The organism is Streptomyces sp. NPDC004435 (assembly GCF_042873895.1).
Taxonomy (GTDB): Bacteria; Actinomycetota; Actinomycetes; order Streptomycetales; family Streptomycetaceae; genus Streptomyces.
This window is the reverse complement of sequence record NZ_JBIAMB010000001.1, coordinates 371,736-387,037: the sequence shown is the minus strand read 5'-3', so window position 1 is coordinate 387,037 and position 15,302 is coordinate 371,736. Positions and strand designations below refer to the sequence as shown.

The following is a 15,302-nucleotide window of genomic DNA, read 5'->3' as shown; positions in this document are numbered from 1 at the left end:
GCCCCCTCGGTCACAGTCGCTTGACTCCCTTGATGCGTCCGGCGCGTCCGGCGCGGGTGCGTGCGGTCTTGACGCGGAGGCCGCCGCGCTGGGTGCCGATCCTCAGGCCGGTGCCGGAGGAGAGCCAGCCGGAGGCGACGTCTCCCGCGCCGGCTCCGGTGGCGTCCGCGACCGGGTCGTTCTCGGCGCGGCGGGCCAGCGCCATGATGAGCGGCACCGTGAAGGGGGCCAGCAGCAGGTCGTAGACGACGGCGGTGAAGAGCAGGGAGGCGAGCCCGACGTGGCGGGCGGCGGTGTCGCCGACGAGGGCGCCGACGCCCGCGTAGAGCAGGGTCGAGCCGACGGCGGCGCCGACGACCGCGGCCATCGGGCCGATCGCTGAGGTGAAGCGGCCGTTCTCGGGCCGGGCGAGGCCGACGAGGTAGCCGACGACGCAGAGGACGAGGGCGTAGCGGCCGGCGGCGTGGTCGGCGGGCGGGGCGAGGTCGGCGAGGAGGCCGGCGGAGAAGCCGACGAGCGAGCCGGTGACGGGGCCGTGGACGAGCGCGAGGGCGACGACGGTGAGGAGGACGAGGTCGGGTACGGCGCCGGGGAGCTGGAGCCGGGCGAGGACGGAGACCTGGACGACGAGGGCGACCACGATCAGGGTCGCGGAGAGGAGGATGCGGTTGAACTTCACGGTGTCGCGTCCTCCTGGTCGTTCGGGTTCGCCGCCTGGCCGTCGGGCTTTCCGGCCTGGTCCTGCGGGGCCTGGTCCTGTTCCCGGGCCGGGTCCTGGATCGGCTGTTCGGCCTGGCCCTGGGGCTGCGCGTTCGCCTGCTCGCCGTCGGCGGGCGGCTTCGCGGTGACCGTGACGGTGACGGTCGGCGCGGGCTTCGGTTTCTGCGGGAGCACCGTGTCGCGCGGGTCGGAGCGGGGGGCCTGGACGACGACGCCGACGATGTCGAGCTTGCTGAAGCCGACGTACGGGCGGACGTAGACGTTGCGGGTGAGGCCGCCGCCGAGGGGGTCGACGCGGACGATCTCGCCGACGGGCACGCCGGGTACGAAGGGCCGGTCGCCGGCCGAGCCGAAGGTGACGAGGCGGTCGCCCGCCTTCACCTTGGCCTTGCCGTTGAGGAGCTGGACGAGGAGCGGGCGGTCGCCCTGGCCGGTGGCGAAGCCGAGTTCGTCGGACTTCTCCATCCGGGTGCCGACGGTGAAGTCGGGGTCGTTGGCGAGGAGGACCGTGGAGGTGGACGGCCCGACCGTGGTGACCCGGCCGACGAGTCCGGCGCCGTTGAGGACGGTCATGTCGCGCTGGATGCCGTCGCGGGCGCCGGCGTCGATGGTGACGGTCCAGGAGAAGCCCTGGGCCGCTCCTATGGCGATGACCTGCGCGCCCTTGATGCCGTACTGGCCGGCGCCGGCGGTCTTGAGGAGGGCGTCGAGCTCGCGCACCCGGTTGCGGTTGCGGTCGTCGCTGCCGAGCTCGGCCTTGAGCGCGGCGTTCTCCTTCTCCAGGGCGGCGATGCGGTTGTGGCGCTCTCCGGAGTCGCGGACGGCGCCTATGGCGTTGCCGATCGGGTCGACCGCGGCGGCGACGCCGTTCTCGACCGGGCCGAAGACGGCGGCGGCGGCCTGCCGGGCGCCGTCGACCGGCGACTCCTGGCCGCCGCGGATGTCGACCGTGATCAGCGCGAACGCGACGGCGACCAGCAGCACCAGGAGCAGCCGGCTCTCTCGTGTGTCCCTCACGTGCGGCGGCCGTGCCCTTCCTCGTGGTTCGTTGTGCAGATGTCCGTACCGTACGGGCTCGCGCCCGGCCGACGGGTCAGCGGCGCGGCTGGGCGTCCAGGACCTGCTGGAGGGCCTCGAACTCCTCGACGCACTTGCCCGATCCGAGGGCGACCGAGTCCAGCGGGTCCTCGGCGATGTGGATCGGCATGCCGGTCTCCCGGCGGAGCCGCTCGTCCAGGCCGCGCAGCAGGGCGCCGCCACCTGTGAGAACGATGCCGCGGTCCATCACGTCACCGGAGAGCTCCGGCGGACACTTGTCGAGGGTGGTCTTCACGGCGTCGACGATCGCGTTGACCGGCTCCTCGATCGCCTTGCGGACCTCGGCCGCCGAGATGACGACGGTCTTGGGGAGGCCGGAGACGAGGTCGCGGCCGCGGATCTCGGTGTGCTCGTCCTGCTCCAGGTCGTAGGCCGAACCGATGGTGATCTTGATCTGTTCGGCGGTGCGCTCACCGAGGAGGAGCGAGTACTCCTTCTTGATGTGCTGGATGATCGCGTTGTCCAGCTCGTCGCCGGCCACCCGGATCGACTGTGCCGTGACGATTCCTCCGAGGGAGATGACCGCGACCTCGGTGGTGCCGCCGCCGATGTCGACGACCATGTTGCCGGTGGCCTCGTGGACGGGGAGGCCGGAGCCGATGGCGGCGGCCATGGGCTCCTCGATGATGTGCACCTGGCGGGCGCCCGCCTGGGTGGACGCCTCGATGACGGCGCGGCGCTCGACTCCGGTGATGCCGGAGGGCACGCAGACGACGACCCGGGGGCGGGCGAGGTAGCGCCGCTTGTGGATCTTGAGGATGAAGTAGCGGAGCATCCGCTCGGTGATCTCGAAGTCGGCGATGACGCCGTCCTTCAGAGGGCGCACGGCGACGATGTTGCCGGGGGTCCTGCCGATCATCTTCTTCGCCTCGGCACCCACCGCGAGGATTCCGCCGGTGTTGGTGTTGATCGCGACGACGGACGGCTCGTTGAGGACGATGCCTCGACCCCTGACGTACACCAGCGTGTTGGCGGTCCCGAGGTCGACAGCCATGTCACGGCCGATGAACGACATGAAGTTCCCCTTGTTTCCCATGGCTGAGGGTGGTGCGGCGAAGAGTTTTCATCGTAGTGCCGCTCACGCGGATGGCGCGCGCTGGTCCACCTCTGTACTAGGTGACGGTAGGACGCGGCGATCCGTTCCCGGGATTGGCGTTCATATGCCTGGGGGCGGCCGAATTCCTTCGGTCGCCCCACAACTGGCTGCTGTTCGGCCGACGGTGGCTCAGCCGGAGGCCGCACGGCCGAACGGGTCAGGCGCGACCCGTGCGCGGCGGACGGGTCAGGCGAGACCCGGGAAGAAGATCTTCAGCTCGCGCGCGGCGGACTCCTCGGAGTCCGAGGCGTGGATGAGGTTCTCGCGGACGATGGTGCCGAAGTCGCCGCGGATGGAGCCCGGGGCGGCGGCGATCGGGTCGGTCGGGCCGGCCAGCTGCCGGACGCCCTCGATGACCCGCTCGCCCTCGACGACGAGCGCGACGACCGGACCGGAGGACATGAAGCCCATCAGCGGCTCGTAGAAGGGCTTGCCCTTGTGCTCGCCGTAGTGCTGCTCCAGCGTCTCCTGGTCCAGCTCGCGCAGCTCCAGGGCCGCGAGGGTCCAGCCGGCCTTGCGCTCGATGCGGCCGATGATCTCGCCGATCAGGCCGCGGCGGACCGCGTCGGGCTTGAGCAGGACGAGCGTGCGCTGGCTCACGGGGGGAACTCCTTCGGGAGGGGTGTGCGGGCCTATGAATCTACAGGGCCCGCACCGCCCTCCGTCACGCAGCGTCAGGCCCTGCGGAGCCCTGGGCCGCGGTGTTCGAGGCGGCCCAGCGGGCCTTGATCTCGTCCACCTTGCGCCCGTAGTGCACCGAGCACCACCACAGCACGGCGAAGACGGCCCCGAGGAAGAACATCACGGGGACGAAGAAGCCGCTGAGGATCAGGCCGATCTGGAGGGCCCAGCCGAGCTGCACCCCACCGGGGCGGGTGATCATCCCGCAGAGCAGCACGGAGAGGACCATGGCGACGCCACACACCCACCAGACGGTGGAGGTGGTGAGCGAGTCGTCCTTCATGGCGACGAGACCGGCGAAGCCGATCACGAAGAACTCGCCGATGAGGGTGGAGGAGCAGAGCGTACGCATTCCGGGTCAGCCCCTCTTGAGCAGCAGCCGGGCGTCGCCGACCGTGAAGATCGAACCGGTCACCAGCACGCCGGCACCGCCGTACTCGGCCTCCTCCTCGGCGAGCGTGATCGCCGCCTCCAGGGCGTCGGGCAGCCGGGGCTCCACGACGACCCGGTCCTCGCCGAAGACCTCGACGGCGACCGCGGCGAGCGCGTCGGCGTCGGTGGCGCGGGAGGTGGAGTTCTGGGTGACGACGATCTCGGCGAAGATCGGCTCGAAGGCTTCCAGCAGCCCGCGGGCGTCCTTGTCGCCGCTGGTGGAGACGACGCCGATGAGCCGGGAGAAGCCGAACGCCTCGGAGACGGCCTCGGCGGTGGCGCGGGCGCCGTGCGGGTTGTGCGCCGCGTCGAGGATGACCGTCGGGGAGGAGCGGACCACTTCGAGGCGGCCGGGCGACGTCGTCGCGGCGAAGGCGCGCCGGATCGTGTCGATGTCGAGGGTGCGGGCCCGCTCGGCGCCAATGCCGAAGAACGCCTCGACGGCGGCGAGCGCCACGGCCGCGTTGTGCGCCTGGTGGGCGCCGTGCAGCGGGAGGAAGACCTCCTCGTACTCGCCGCCGAGGCCGCGCAGGGTCAGCAGCTGGCCGCCGACGGCCACCTCGCGGGAGACGACGCCGAACTCCATGCCCTCGCGGGCCACGGTCGCGTCGACGTCGACGGCCTTCTTGAGGAGCACCTGGGCGGCGTCGACCGGCTGCTGGGCCAGGATGACGGTGGCGCCCTCCTTGATGATCCCGGACTTCTCGCCGGCGATCTCGCCGGTGGTCTCGCCGAGCCGGTCGGTGTGGTCCAGGTCGATCGGGGTGACGACGGCGACGGAGCCGTCGATCACGTTGGTCGCGTCCCAGGTGCCGCCCATGCCGACCTCGACGACGGCCACGTCGACCGGGGCGTCCGCGAAGGCCGCGTAGGCCATTCCGGTGAGGACCTCGAAGAAGGAGAGGCGGTACTCCTCCCGGGCGTCGACCAGCTCCACGTACGGCTTCACGTCCTGGTACGTCTCGATGAACCGCTCGGCGGAGATCGGGGCGCCGTCCAGGCTGATGCGCTCGGTGATGGTCTGCACGTGCGGCGAGGTGTAGCGGCCGGTGCGCAGCTCGAAGGCGCCGAGCAGGGACTCGATCATGCGGGCCGTCGACGTCTTGCCGTTGGTGCCCGTGATGTGGATCGAGGGGTACGCGCGCTGCGGCTCGCCCAGCACGTCCATGAGCGCCGCGATCCGGGTGACCGAGGGCTCCAGCTTGGTCTCGCCCCAGCGGGTCGAGAGCTCCGTCTCGACCTCGCGCAGCGCCTTGTCCAGCTCCGGGTCCTCGGGGCGGGTCGGCACGGGGTCGCCCTGCGGCGGTCCGGCCTGGGTGCGCAGGGTGCGGCTGCCGGCCTCGATCACCGCCAGGTCGGGGTCTCGGCTCGTCGCTTCGTCGACGAGCTCGTCGAAGTCGTCGGCGGTCTCGTCGGCGTGGTCGCGCGGGTCGCTCGGGTCACTCACGGACCCAAGTCTACGGAGACCCGCCGACAGGACCGTGGACCCACCCCTTTCGCGGCCTCCGGCCCGCCGTCCGGCGGGGCGGACCGGCGGACCCGGCGGGCATGGAGGCGGGCAGGAACCCGCGGGAAGCGTGGGGCGGCCGTGAGGCTCAGCGGCGGAGGCCGGACGGGAGGGTGGCGCGGACCGTGTAGGTGCCGTCGCGGGCGCCCGCCGTGAGGGCGCCGCCCATGCTGGCGACCCGTTCGTCCATCGAGACGAGACCGGTGCCGGTGGAGACGGGGGCACGGTCCGGCGGGGTCTTCGGCAGCGGGTTGCGGACCTCGATCCACAGGTCGGGACCCTCGACGCCGATCGCGATCCGCACCGGCAGCCCCGGCGCGTGCTTCGCCGCGTTCGTCAGGCACTCCTGGACCACCCGGTGGACGGCGGTCTGCCGCAGCGGCGACAGCGCCTTGACCTCCTCGGCCACCTCCAGATCCACCGGGCTGCCCATCCGCTCGCTCTCGGCGGCCAGGTCGGCGAGGCCCTCCAGGCCGGGCGTGGCGCCCTCCCGGTCGGCGCGCCGCACGATCGTCTCGTTCAGCATGAGGTGGGCGCGCCGGGCGGTGTCGGCCAGCTCCTCGAAGTCCTTCCGGTGGGCCTCCCCGCGGGCCCGTACCGCCAGCACCTCGGCCCGTACCGCCAGCACCGTCAGCTCCCGCCCGACCAGGTCGTGCACGTCCCGCCCGACCTGGATGCGCTCTTCCTGGACGGCCTGCCGGGCGGCTGCCTCGCACCCCTGGACCTCCAGGGCGCGGACGAGGTCGTGGCGGTGGGCGGCGATGCCGACGCCGGCCGCGAGCACCCCGATGGGGATGACGAGGCTGAGGAAGTCGCTCAGCGTGGCGCCGTGCCGGACGGGCCAGCCGGGCGTCAGGAAGTACCCGTACGCCACCCCGATGTAGAGCAGGGTGGCGGCCACGGCGGCCCGGCGGCCCCGGAAGCGGCCGATCGAGTACAGCGCGAACTGGATCAGGGTCACCTCGTGCAGCCAGCCCATCAGGCCGAGCGCCACGAGGTACGGCACCCAGGGGGCCCGCCGGCGCAGGACCAGGGTGGCCGCGCCGGCGGCGAGGACGAGGGTGGCGGTGACGCCGGTGAGCGAGTTGTCGGCGCGGGCGAGCCCGGGCACGTCCAGGAGCATCAGCGCGAAGGCGCTGAGCGCGGCGACGACGTCCAGGGCGCGCGGCGAGGCGGCCCACCGGTCCGCGCGGCGGCGCAGCGCGGGGACGGTGGGGAGGCGGACCATGCCTCCATCATCCAGGGTCCTTGGTCCCGACGCCGTGGACCTGAAGTCCCGTCTGTTGTGAGATCGGGCACTTCGTCCTGATTCCTGTTTGACTCGGAGACGTGCCCGATTCCCACCCCGCCCCGGAGCCCTCGGTCGCGGACCTCCTCGACGCCCTGCCCCAGGCAGCGGCCGTCGTCGGGGACGGCCCCCGGGTCCTGGGGGCGAACCGGCGCTTCCGCGCCCTGCTTCGGCTGCCGGACGGTCTGGACCCGACCGGGCGGGACGGAGGCGAGCTGCTCCTCGCCCACGTCGCCGGGCTCCTCGCCCGTCCGGAGGAACGCGCCCGCTTCCTCGCCGATGCCCGCGCCCACGGCCCCGTCACCCGGACCGCCGACTACCACCTGGCGGACGGGCGGATCCTGCGCCGCCGCCGCTCCCCCGCCGGCGCCGGCGCCCATCTGCTCCTGATCGAGGACGTGACCCGCGCGTACGAGGCCCGGGACGAGCTCGACCGGCGGGTACGCCGGCTGGCGGAGCTCACCGACGAGCGCACCGCCTTCGCCGGCCGCGCCCTGCACGAGCTGCGCACCCCGCTCGCCACGGTCGTCAGCTTCACCGAGCTGCTGCTCGACCCGGCGAGCGGTCCGCTCGGCCCCGAGCGGACCGCCTATCTGGAGGCGATCCTGCGCAACGCCCGCCGGATGACCTCGATCACCGAGAACCTCCCCCGGGCCGCGGGCGAGGACCCCGCAGACCCCCGGCACGCCGCGCCCCGCCGCGACCGGGTCCTCGTCCCCGAGCTGGTCCAGCGGGTGGCCCTGGAAGCGCTCCAGCGGACCGGCGGGGCGGGGCCCTACCTCAGCGTCGACGTGCCCGCCGGGGGTCCGCCGCTGACCGCCGACGGCTGGCTGCTGACCGGGGCGCTGGAGGAGCTGGTCGCCAACGCGCTGCGGTTCACCCCGGCCGACGGGCGGGTGGAGATCGGCGCGCGGGCGGAGGACGGGCACTGGACCGTCCAGGTGAGGGACACCGGGATCGGCGTCCCGCTGGAGTACCAGGAGGAGGTCTTCACGCCGTACGTCCGCGCCCCCAACGCCCGGCGCGGCGGCCACCCCGGCACCGGCCTCGGCCTGGCGAGCGCCCTGGAGGCGGTCCGGCTGCACGGCGGCACCCTCACCGTCCGGGACCGGCGCGACGGACCGGGCGCGGTCTTCACCGTACGGCTGCCGCTGACGGGGCCGGACGAAGCCCCGGGACGTACGGAGGACCCCGGCCACGGACGCACGGCGGACGGCGGCTCCGACCATGGGCCCGCGACCGACGGCACTTCCGGCCACGGACCCGTGGCGGGCGGGGGCTTCGACCACGGACCCACGACCAGAGCCGACTCCGACCACGGGCCCACGGCCGAAGGCGGCTCCCGCCCGTGACCCGGCTGCTCGTCGTCGAGGACGACCCCGACCTCGCGCTCGCCCTGCGGGTGCTCCTGACCCGCAGCGGGTACGACGTCTCCCTCGCCGCCGACGGGCGCGAAGGGCTGCGGCTGCTCTTCGCCGAGCGGCCCGCGCTGATGGTGCTCGACCTCCGCCTGCCCGAGCTCGACGGCTGGGAGGTGCTGGACCGCACCCGGGACATGAGCGACCTGCCGGTCCTCGTCCTCTCCGGGCTCGGCGAGCTCGACGACCGGGTCCGGGGACTGCGGTCCGGCGCCGACGACTACCTGGTGAAGCCGTTCGCCCAGGCCGAGCTGCTGGCCCGGATCGAGGCCCTGCTCCGCCGTACCGGGCCGGGCTCCTGGGCCGGCGAGGCGGTCGAGGAGGACCTGCGGCTGGTCCCGGAGCGCCGCTCCGCGCTCTGGCTCGGCTCCGAGATCCGGCTCAGCGACATCGAGTACCGCCTCCTCCAGCTCCTGGTCCGCAACCGGGGCCGGGTGGTCACCACCGAGCAGCTCCTGGACCAGGTGTGGGACGACGCCTCGGCCATCGGCCGCGACCGGGTCAAGTTCGGCGTGCTGCGGCTGCGCCGGAAGCTGCGGTACGCGGGCGGGCCGCACTCCCGCGACCCGATCGAGTCCGTCCGGGGCCTCGGCTACCGGTACGAGCCGGGCTGACGGAGGGCAGCTGATGCGAGGGACCAAGGTCCCGGGCCCACCGTCACAAGAACGGGCGAATCGCCCAAGACAACCGTCCGGCAACCATGTGCCACCGGAGCGCGCCACCGGCCGGCGCCACCGTCGGCTCCATGCACACCCTTCCTGCCCGCAGTGTCGCCGTCGTCCTCGGTACCCGCCCCGAGCTGGTCAAACTCGCCGAGCTCGTCCGGGTGCTCGGTCCCGCCGCCCGGGTCGTCCACACCGGCCAGCACTACGACGAGGAGCTGTCGGGCGGCTTCCTGGCCGAGCTGGGCCTGCCCGAACCGGAGTACCTCACCGGCGTCGGCGGCCGCCCCCGCGCCGTCCAGGTCGCCGCCGCGCTCGCCGCCCTCGACGAGCTCTTCGCCGCCGAACCGCCGCTCGCGGTGATCGTCCAGGGCGACACCAACGCCGCCCTCGCCGGCGCGCTCGCCGCCAACGCCCGCGACCTGCCCCTGGTCCACGTCGAGGCCGGGCTGCGCAGCCACGACCGGGCGATGCCCGAGGAGCACAACCGCGTCCTCATCGACCGCCTCGCCGACCTGCTCTGCGCCGCCACCCCCGACAACCGCGCGCTGCTGCTCGCCGAGGGCCTGCCGGAGGAGCGGATCGCCGTCACCGGCAACCCGGTCGTCGAGGCCGTACGCGACCACCTGCCGCCCGCCGGTGTCCGGGCCGCGCTGCTCGCCGCGCACGGCCTCGCGCCCGACACCTACCTGCTGGCCACCGTGCACCGGCCCGAGAACACCGACGACCCGGCCGCGCTGCGCGCCGTCCTCACCGAGCTCGCCGGCCTCACCTCCGAGCTCCCCGTCGTCCTCCCCCTGCACCCGCGCACCCGGGCCCGGATCGACGCCGCCGGACTGACCGGGCTCCTCGACGGCGTCACCGTGCTGCCGCCCGCTGGCTACGGCACCTTCCTCGCGCTCGCCCGGCACGCGGCCGTCCTCGTCTCCGACTCCGGCGGCGTCCAGGAGGAGACGACGGTCCTCGGCCGCCCGCTGGTGGTGGTCCGCCGCTCCACCGAACGCCCCGAGGCCATGGCCGACTTCGCCGAGCTCGTCACCCCCGGCCCGCGGATCGGCGCCGCCGTCCGCCGCCGCCTCGCCGAGGGCGCGCCCGGCCTCGCCCGGCTGGCCGCGCTGCCCAGTCCGTACGGCGACGGCACCGCCTCCCGCCGGATCGCCACCCTCACCGCCCGCCTGGCCGTCGCCCGCGCCGTCCCCGACCGGGTCCCCGCGATGGCCGCCTGAGCTGCCGGTCCGCACCCTCCTGCCCTCCACCCCAGCGGAGTCCGTTCCCCATGACCCTCCCACTCGTCCTGTACGTCTTCCCGTTCGCCCTCCTCGCCGGCTTCCTCGTGTACTGGGCCGGTGCCCGGCACGCGTACGCCCGGCGCCGGCCCACCCGGCCCGGTGAACCGGCCGCGTACGACTGGCACTTCTTCGTGCCCTGCCGTGACGAGGAGGCCGTGATCGCCACCACCGTCGCCCGGCTGAGGGCCGGCTTCCCGCTCGGGCACGTCTGGGTCATCGACGACGCCAGCGACGACCTGACCGCCCCGATCGTCACCTCGCTCGGCGCCCGCGACCCGCGCGTCCACCTCGTCCGGCGCCACCGCCCGGACGCCCGGATCGGCAAGGGCGCGGCCCTCAACGCCGCCTACGACGCGCTCGGCGAGCACCTGCCGGCCGGCACCGACCGCGCCCGGGTGGTCGTCTGCGTCGTCGACGCCGACGGACAGCTCTCCCCCGACGCCCTGGACCTGGTCAGCGGCCCCGAGGCGTTCGGCGACCCGGACATGGGCGGCGTGCAGATCGGCGTCCGGATGCGGAACGTCGACGACGAGCGCCCGCTGCCCGACCGGGGCCGGGCCGCCAACGCGTACGCCCGGCTCCTGATCCGCATGCAGGACGCGGAGTTCGCCGTCTCCAACACCGCGATGCAGCTGCTGCGCCGCCGCACCGGCTCCGTCGGCCTGGGCGGCAACGGGCAGTTCACCCGTCTCACCGCGCTGGACCGGATCGCCGCCGCCGAACGCCGCCCGTGGCAGCGGGACGCGCTCCTGGAGGACTACGAACTCGGCCTGCACATGCGGCTCGCCGGCTACCGCGTCACCCACGTCCACGACACCTGGGTCAGCCAGGAGGCGCTGCCGTACACCCGCCGCTTCCTCACCCAGCGCACCCGCTGGGCGCAGGGCAACATCGCCTGCGTCCGCTACGCCGGCCGGATCGTCTCCTCCCGCCACTACAGGGCCCGCGGCGTGCTGGAGTCGCTCTACACCTTCTTCCAGCCGGTCGCGCACCTCGCGACGCTGCTGCTGACCGCCGTCATGTTCGTCGCGCTCCTCGCCGGGGGCAGCGCCGCCGCCGTCGTCCTCGCCGCCTGGCCGCTCGCCCTGGGCCTCGCCCTGGTCTCGATCGTCCCCTTCGTCCTCTGGGGCCCGGTCTACCGCCGCGAGTTCGCCTCCGACCGCTCCCGGCTGAAGGGCGTCCTGTGGGGCCTCGCGCTCTGGCTCTACGCGTACCACCTCTTCGTCGTCTCGGCCCGCGGCTTCGTCCGCCTCTTGCGCGGCCGCACCGGCTGGGCCAAGACCCGCCGCAACGCGGAGAGCGCGGGCGTCGGGCCGGTGGCCACGGAGTCCTGACGGAGCGGGGCGGGGAGACGCGGAAGGGCCCGGAACCGTGACGGTTCCGGGCCCTTCCCTCGTACGCGCTACGCCTGCGGCAGCTTCTCCAGCTGGGACTGGATGCGGGCGATGTCCTCGTCCGCCTTGGCCAGCCGGCCCTTGATCTTGTCCACGACGTTGTCGGGCGCCTTCGCCAGGAACGCCTCGTTCCCGAGCTTGGCCTCGGCCTGCGCCTTCTCCTTCTCGGCGGCGGCCAGGTCCTTGGCGAGCCGCTTCCGCTCGGCGGCCACGTCGATCGTGCCCGACAGGTCGAGCGCGACCTCGGCCCCGGCGACCGGCAGCGACGCGGTCGCCGCGAACGTCTCGCCCTCCGGCTGGAGCCGCAGGATCTGGCGGATGGCGGCCTCGTGCGCGACGAGCGGGGTGCCCGTCAGGGTGAGCCGGGCGGGCACCTTCTGGGCGTCCTGGAGGCCCTGCTCCTTGCGGAAGCGGCGGACCTCGGTGACGACCCGCTGGACCAGCTCGATCTCCCGCTCGGCGGCCTCGTCGCGGAAGCCCGAGTCCTTCGGCCAGTCCGCGATCACCAGCGACTCGCCACCGGTGAGCGTGGTCCACAGGGTGTCCGTGACGAACGGGACGATCGGGTGCAGCAGCCGCAGCATGACGTCCAGGACCTCGCCGAGGACCCGGCCGGAGACCTTGGCGCCCTCGCCGCCCGCGAAGAACGTCGTCTTCGACAGCTCGACGTACCAGGCGAAGACCTCGTCCCACGCGAAGTGGTAGAGCGACTCGCTCAGCTTCGCGAACTGGAAGTCGTCGTAGTACGCGTCGACCTGCGCGACCGTCTCGTTGAGACGGGACAGGATCCACCGGTCGGTCGCCGACATCTCGGAGGCGTCCGGCAGCGGGCCCTCGATGGTGGCGCCGTTCATCATCGCGAAGCGGGTCGCGTTCCAGATCTTGTTGGCGAAGTTCCGGGACGCCTGGACCCAGTCCTCGCCGATCGGGACGTCGACGCCCGGGTTGGCGCCCTTGGCCAGGGTGAAGCGCAGGGCGTCAGAGCCGTACTTGTCCATCCAGTCGAGCGGGTTCACGGTGTTGCCGAACGACTTCGACATCTTCTTGCCGAACTCGTCGCGGACCATGCCGTGGAACGCGATCGTGCGGAACGGCGGCTGGCCGTCCATCGCGTACAGGCCGAACATCATCATCCGGGCGACCCAGAAGAACATGAGGTCGTAGCCGGTGACCAGGACGGAGTTCGGGTAGAACTTCTCCAGGTCCGGCGTCCGCTCCGGCCAGCCCATCGTCGAGAACGGCCACAGACCGGACGAGAACCAGGTGTCGAGGACGTCGGTGTCCTGCGTCCAGCCCTCGCCCGTGGGGGGCTGCTCGTCGGGGCCGACACAGACCAGCTCGCCGTTCGGCCCGTGCCAGACGGGGATGCGGTGGCCCCACCACAGCTGGCGCGAGATGCACCAGTCGTTGAGGTTGTCGACCCAGTCGAAGTAGCGCTGCGACATGTCGGCCGGGTGGATGCCGACCCGGCCGTCGCGGACCGCGTCACCGGCGGCCTTGGCGAGAGTCTCGACCTTGACCCACCACTGCATCGACAGACGCGGCTCCAGCGTCGTCTTGCAGCGCGAGCAGTGGCCCACGGAGTGGACGTACGGGCGCTTCTCGGCGACGATCCGGCCCTCGGCGCGCAGAGCGGCGACGATCGCCGAGCGGGCCTCGAAGCGGTCCAGGCCCTGGAAGGGGCCGTGGGTGGTGATCACTCCGCGCTCGTCGAGGACCTCGATGGACTCGAGGTCGTGGCGCTGGCCGATCGCGAAGTCGTTCGGGTCGTGCGCCGGGGTCACCTTGACGGCACCGGTGCCGAACTCCGGGTCGACGTGCGTGTCCGCGACGACCGGGATCGTGCGGTCGGTCAGCGGCAGCTTGATCCGCTTGCCGATCAGGTGCGCGTAGCGCTCGTCGTCGGGGTGGACGGCGACGGCGGTGTCGCCGAGCATCGTCTCGGCGCGGGTCGTGGCGACGACGATGGTCTCGTCCCCGTCGCCGTACTTCATGGAGACGAGCTCGCCGTCGTCCTCCTGGTAGTCCACCTCGATGTCCGAGATGGCGGTCAGGCAGCGCGGACACCAGTTGATGATGCGCTCGGCGCGGTAGATCAGGTCGTCGTCGAACATCTTCTTGAAGATGGTCTGGACGGCGCGGGACAGGCCCTCGTCCATGGTGAAGCGGTCCCGGCTCCAGGCCAGGCCCTCGCCGAGGCGGCGCATCTGGCCGGCGATCTGGCCGCCGGACTCGGCCTTCCACTCCCAGACGCGCTCGACGAAGGCCTCGCGGCCCAGGTCGTGGCGGGACTTGCCCTCCTTGGCGAGCTCGCGCTCGACGACGTTCTGGGTGGCGATGCCGGCGTGGTCCATGCCGGGCTGCCACAGCGCCTCGAAGCCCTGCATGCGCTTGCGGCGGGTGAGGGCGTCGATCAGCGTGTGCTCGAAGGCGTGGCCCAGGTGGAGCTGGCCGGTGACGTTCGGCGGCGGGATGACGATGGTGTACGCCGGCTTCTCGCTCTTCGGGTCCGCCTCGAAGTACCCGCGCTCTACCCAGCGCTCGTACAGCGGCCCCTCTACCTCGGCCGGCGCGTACTGGGTCGGCAGTTCGGTCGTGGGCGCTGTCTGCTGCTGAGTGTTCTCGGTCACGGGCCCAGTTTAGGGGGGTCTCGGCCTTGTCCCGAAACGCGATTGTTCCGTAACGGTGTGACCCCCACCGCTCCACCGGCCCTCGGCTTCCGACAGGATGTTCGCTACGCATAAACGTCCTGTGAGGGGAAGCAGTAGATGAGCTACAACCAGCCGGGTCCGTACGGGGGCCAGCAGCCTCAGCAGCCCGGGCCCTACGGCCAGCAGCCCGGCCCGTACGGCCAGCCGCAGGGGCAGCCCGGTTACGGCTACCCCCAGCAGGCCCCCCAGGGCGTGCCGCCGCAGCCCGGCTACGGCTACCCGCAGCAGCCCGGCCCCTACGGCCAGCAGCCCCAGTACGGCGCCCCCCAGGGCCCCGGCGGCTACGTGCCCCACCCCCCGGCCCCGAAGAAGTCCAAGACCCCGCTGATGATCGGCGCGGTCGCCGTCGTCGCGGCGATCGCGGTCGGCGCGTACTTCCTGATCGGCGGCGGTGGCGGCGGCAACGGCGACGTGGCCGCCGACACGAAGGGCTACAAGCTGACGCCTCCGGCGGCGGTGGACGACTACAAGAAGTCCAAGGACGGCGACAGCTCGCCGATGGACGACAAGGACAAGAAGGAAGCCGAGACCTACCTCGGCATGAAGAACCCGCAGGAGGCGAGCGCCTCCTACAAGAGCGGGTCGGAGTCCGAGCCCCTCAAGGGCAAGATGCTGAGCCTGAGCGGCCTCTGGGGCGAGGTCACGGACCCCGAGAAGGCGATCGACGGCTTCTTCCAGAAGATGAAGGAAGGCGCCAAGGAAGAGGAAGAGGAGTTCACCGTCGAGCTGGTCGGTGACCCGACTTCGGTGACGCCGAACGACTTCAAGGGCGCACTGATGAAGTGCCAGAACGCCAAGTTCAAGCCTGCGGCGACCGGTGACACGGCGGCCCTGATGGCCAAGGAGTTCGAGGTCCCGATGTGCGTCTGGGCCGACTACAGCACCGTCGGCGCGGTGAACGTGATCGACATGCAGCAGATCATGGGCGCGGGCCAGCCGCTCGCGCAGGCAGATGTCGCCGCCCTCACCGCGAAGCTCTACAACACCTCACGCACGAAGGTCTGAG

Annotated in this window: 13 protein-coding genes; 5 read left to right on the top strand and 8 right to left on the bottom strand. The window is 72.7% G+C overall.

The genetic code is table 11. The features are described from left to right. Nucleotides 1–10: 10 nt before the first annotated feature. From mreD to ACFYT9_RS01645, 7 genes are all read right to left on the bottom strand, one after another. Nucleotides 11–679 (bottom strand): rod shape-determining protein MreD, encoded by a 669-nt coding sequence (mreD, locus tag ACFYT9_RS01675; RefSeq protein WP_376600311.1) that lies wholly within the window; start codon nucleotides 677–679, stop codon nucleotides 11–13. Next, nucleotides 676–1,737, bottom strand: coding sequence for a rod shape-determining protein MreC (mreC, locus tag ACFYT9_RS01670; protein WP_376600313.1), 1,062 nt, complete (start codon nucleotides 1,735–1,737; stop codon nucleotides 676–678). Before mreC ends, mreD begins: the two co-directional genes overlap by 4 nt. Before the next feature lie 76 nt (nucleotides 1,738–1,813). Further along, on the bottom strand, nucleotides 1,814–2,833 hold the full coding sequence (locus ACFYT9_RS01665) for a rod shape-determining protein (protein WP_019886273.1): 1,020 nt from the start codon (nucleotides 2,831–2,833) through the stop codon (nucleotides 1,814–1,816). Between the two features lie 267 nt (nucleotides 2,834–3,100). Continuing rightward, entirely contained in the window at nucleotides 3,101–3,514 is a 414-nt protein-coding gene (gene ndk, locus ACFYT9_RS01660) for a nucleoside-diphosphate kinase (RefSeq protein ID WP_351107245.1), read from the bottom strand. A gap of 64 nt (nucleotides 3,515–3,578) precedes the next feature. Further along, the gene (locus ACFYT9_RS01655) at nucleotides 3,579–3,947 is read right to left on the bottom strand and encodes a DUF4233 domain-containing protein (RefSeq protein WP_376600315.1); all 369 of its coding nucleotides are present in this window, start codon (nucleotides 3,945–3,947) and stop codon (nucleotides 3,579–3,581) included. 6 nt (nucleotides 3,948–3,953) lie between these two features. Further along, nucleotides 3,954–5,474 (bottom strand): bifunctional folylpolyglutamate synthase/dihydrofolate synthase, encoded by a 1,521-nt coding sequence (locus tag ACFYT9_RS01650; protein ID WP_387271386.1) that lies wholly within the window; start codon nucleotides 5,472–5,474, stop codon nucleotides 3,954–3,956. Nucleotides 5,475–5,622: 148 nt separating this feature from the next. Further along, the gene (locus ACFYT9_RS01645) at nucleotides 5,623–6,762 is read right to left on the bottom strand and encodes a sensor histidine kinase (RefSeq protein ID WP_389160242.1); all 1,140 of its coding nucleotides are present in this window, start codon (nucleotides 6,760–6,762) and stop codon (nucleotides 5,623–5,625) included. A gap of 101 nt (nucleotides 6,763–6,863) precedes the next feature. On the opposite strand from ACFYT9_RS01645, the gene ACFYT9_RS01640 reads away from it, so the two are divergent. The 4 genes from ACFYT9_RS01640 (at nucleotide 6,864) to ACFYT9_RS01625 (ending at nucleotide 11,525) form a co-directional block, all read left to right on the top strand. Continuing rightward, a complete protein-coding gene (locus ACFYT9_RS01640; protein WP_389160240.1) occupies nucleotides 6,864–8,174 on the top strand; it encodes an ATP-binding protein in 1,311 nt (436 codons plus the stop codon). Beyond that, nucleotides 8,171–8,854 (top strand): response regulator transcription factor, encoded by a 684-nt coding sequence (locus tag ACFYT9_RS01635; protein ID WP_389160238.1) that lies wholly within the window; start codon nucleotides 8,171–8,173, stop codon nucleotides 8,852–8,854. Before ACFYT9_RS01640 ends, ACFYT9_RS01635 begins: the two co-directional genes overlap by 4 nt. A gap of 131 nt (nucleotides 8,855–8,985) precedes the next feature. Continuing rightward, complete coding sequence (wecB, locus tag ACFYT9_RS01630) at nucleotides 8,986–10,128, top strand: non-hydrolyzing UDP-N-acetylglucosamine 2-epimerase (protein WP_387271378.1); 1,143 nt, start codon at nucleotides 8,986–8,988, stop codon at nucleotides 10,126–10,128. A 50-nt stretch (nucleotides 10,129–10,178) separates the two neighbouring features. Then, nucleotides 10,179–11,525, top strand: a complete 1,347-nt coding sequence (locus ACFYT9_RS01625; RefSeq protein ID WP_389160236.1) for a glycosyltransferase family 2 protein — start codon at nucleotides 10,179–10,181, stop codon at nucleotides 11,523–11,525. A gap of 68 nt (nucleotides 11,526–11,593) precedes the next feature. Here the strand turns inward: ACFYT9_RS01625 and ACFYT9_RS01620 are convergent, their stop codons facing one another. Continuing rightward, the gene (locus ACFYT9_RS01620) at nucleotides 11,594–14,215 is read right to left on the bottom strand and encodes a valine--tRNA ligase (RefSeq protein ID WP_389160234.1); all 2,622 of its coding nucleotides are present in this window, start codon (nucleotides 14,213–14,215) and stop codon (nucleotides 11,594–11,596) included. A gap of 138 nt (nucleotides 14,216–14,353) precedes the next feature. Between ACFYT9_RS01620 and ACFYT9_RS01615 the strand changes: the two genes are divergently transcribed. Continuing rightward, nucleotides 14,354–15,301 carry a hypothetical protein gene (locus tag ACFYT9_RS01615; protein WP_389160232.1) on the top strand — a complete coding sequence of 316 codons (948 nt, stop codon included), beginning with the start codon at nucleotides 14,354–14,356 and terminating at the stop codon, nucleotides 15,299–15,301. The last annotated feature ends 1 nt before the right edge of the window (nucleotide 15,302 follow it).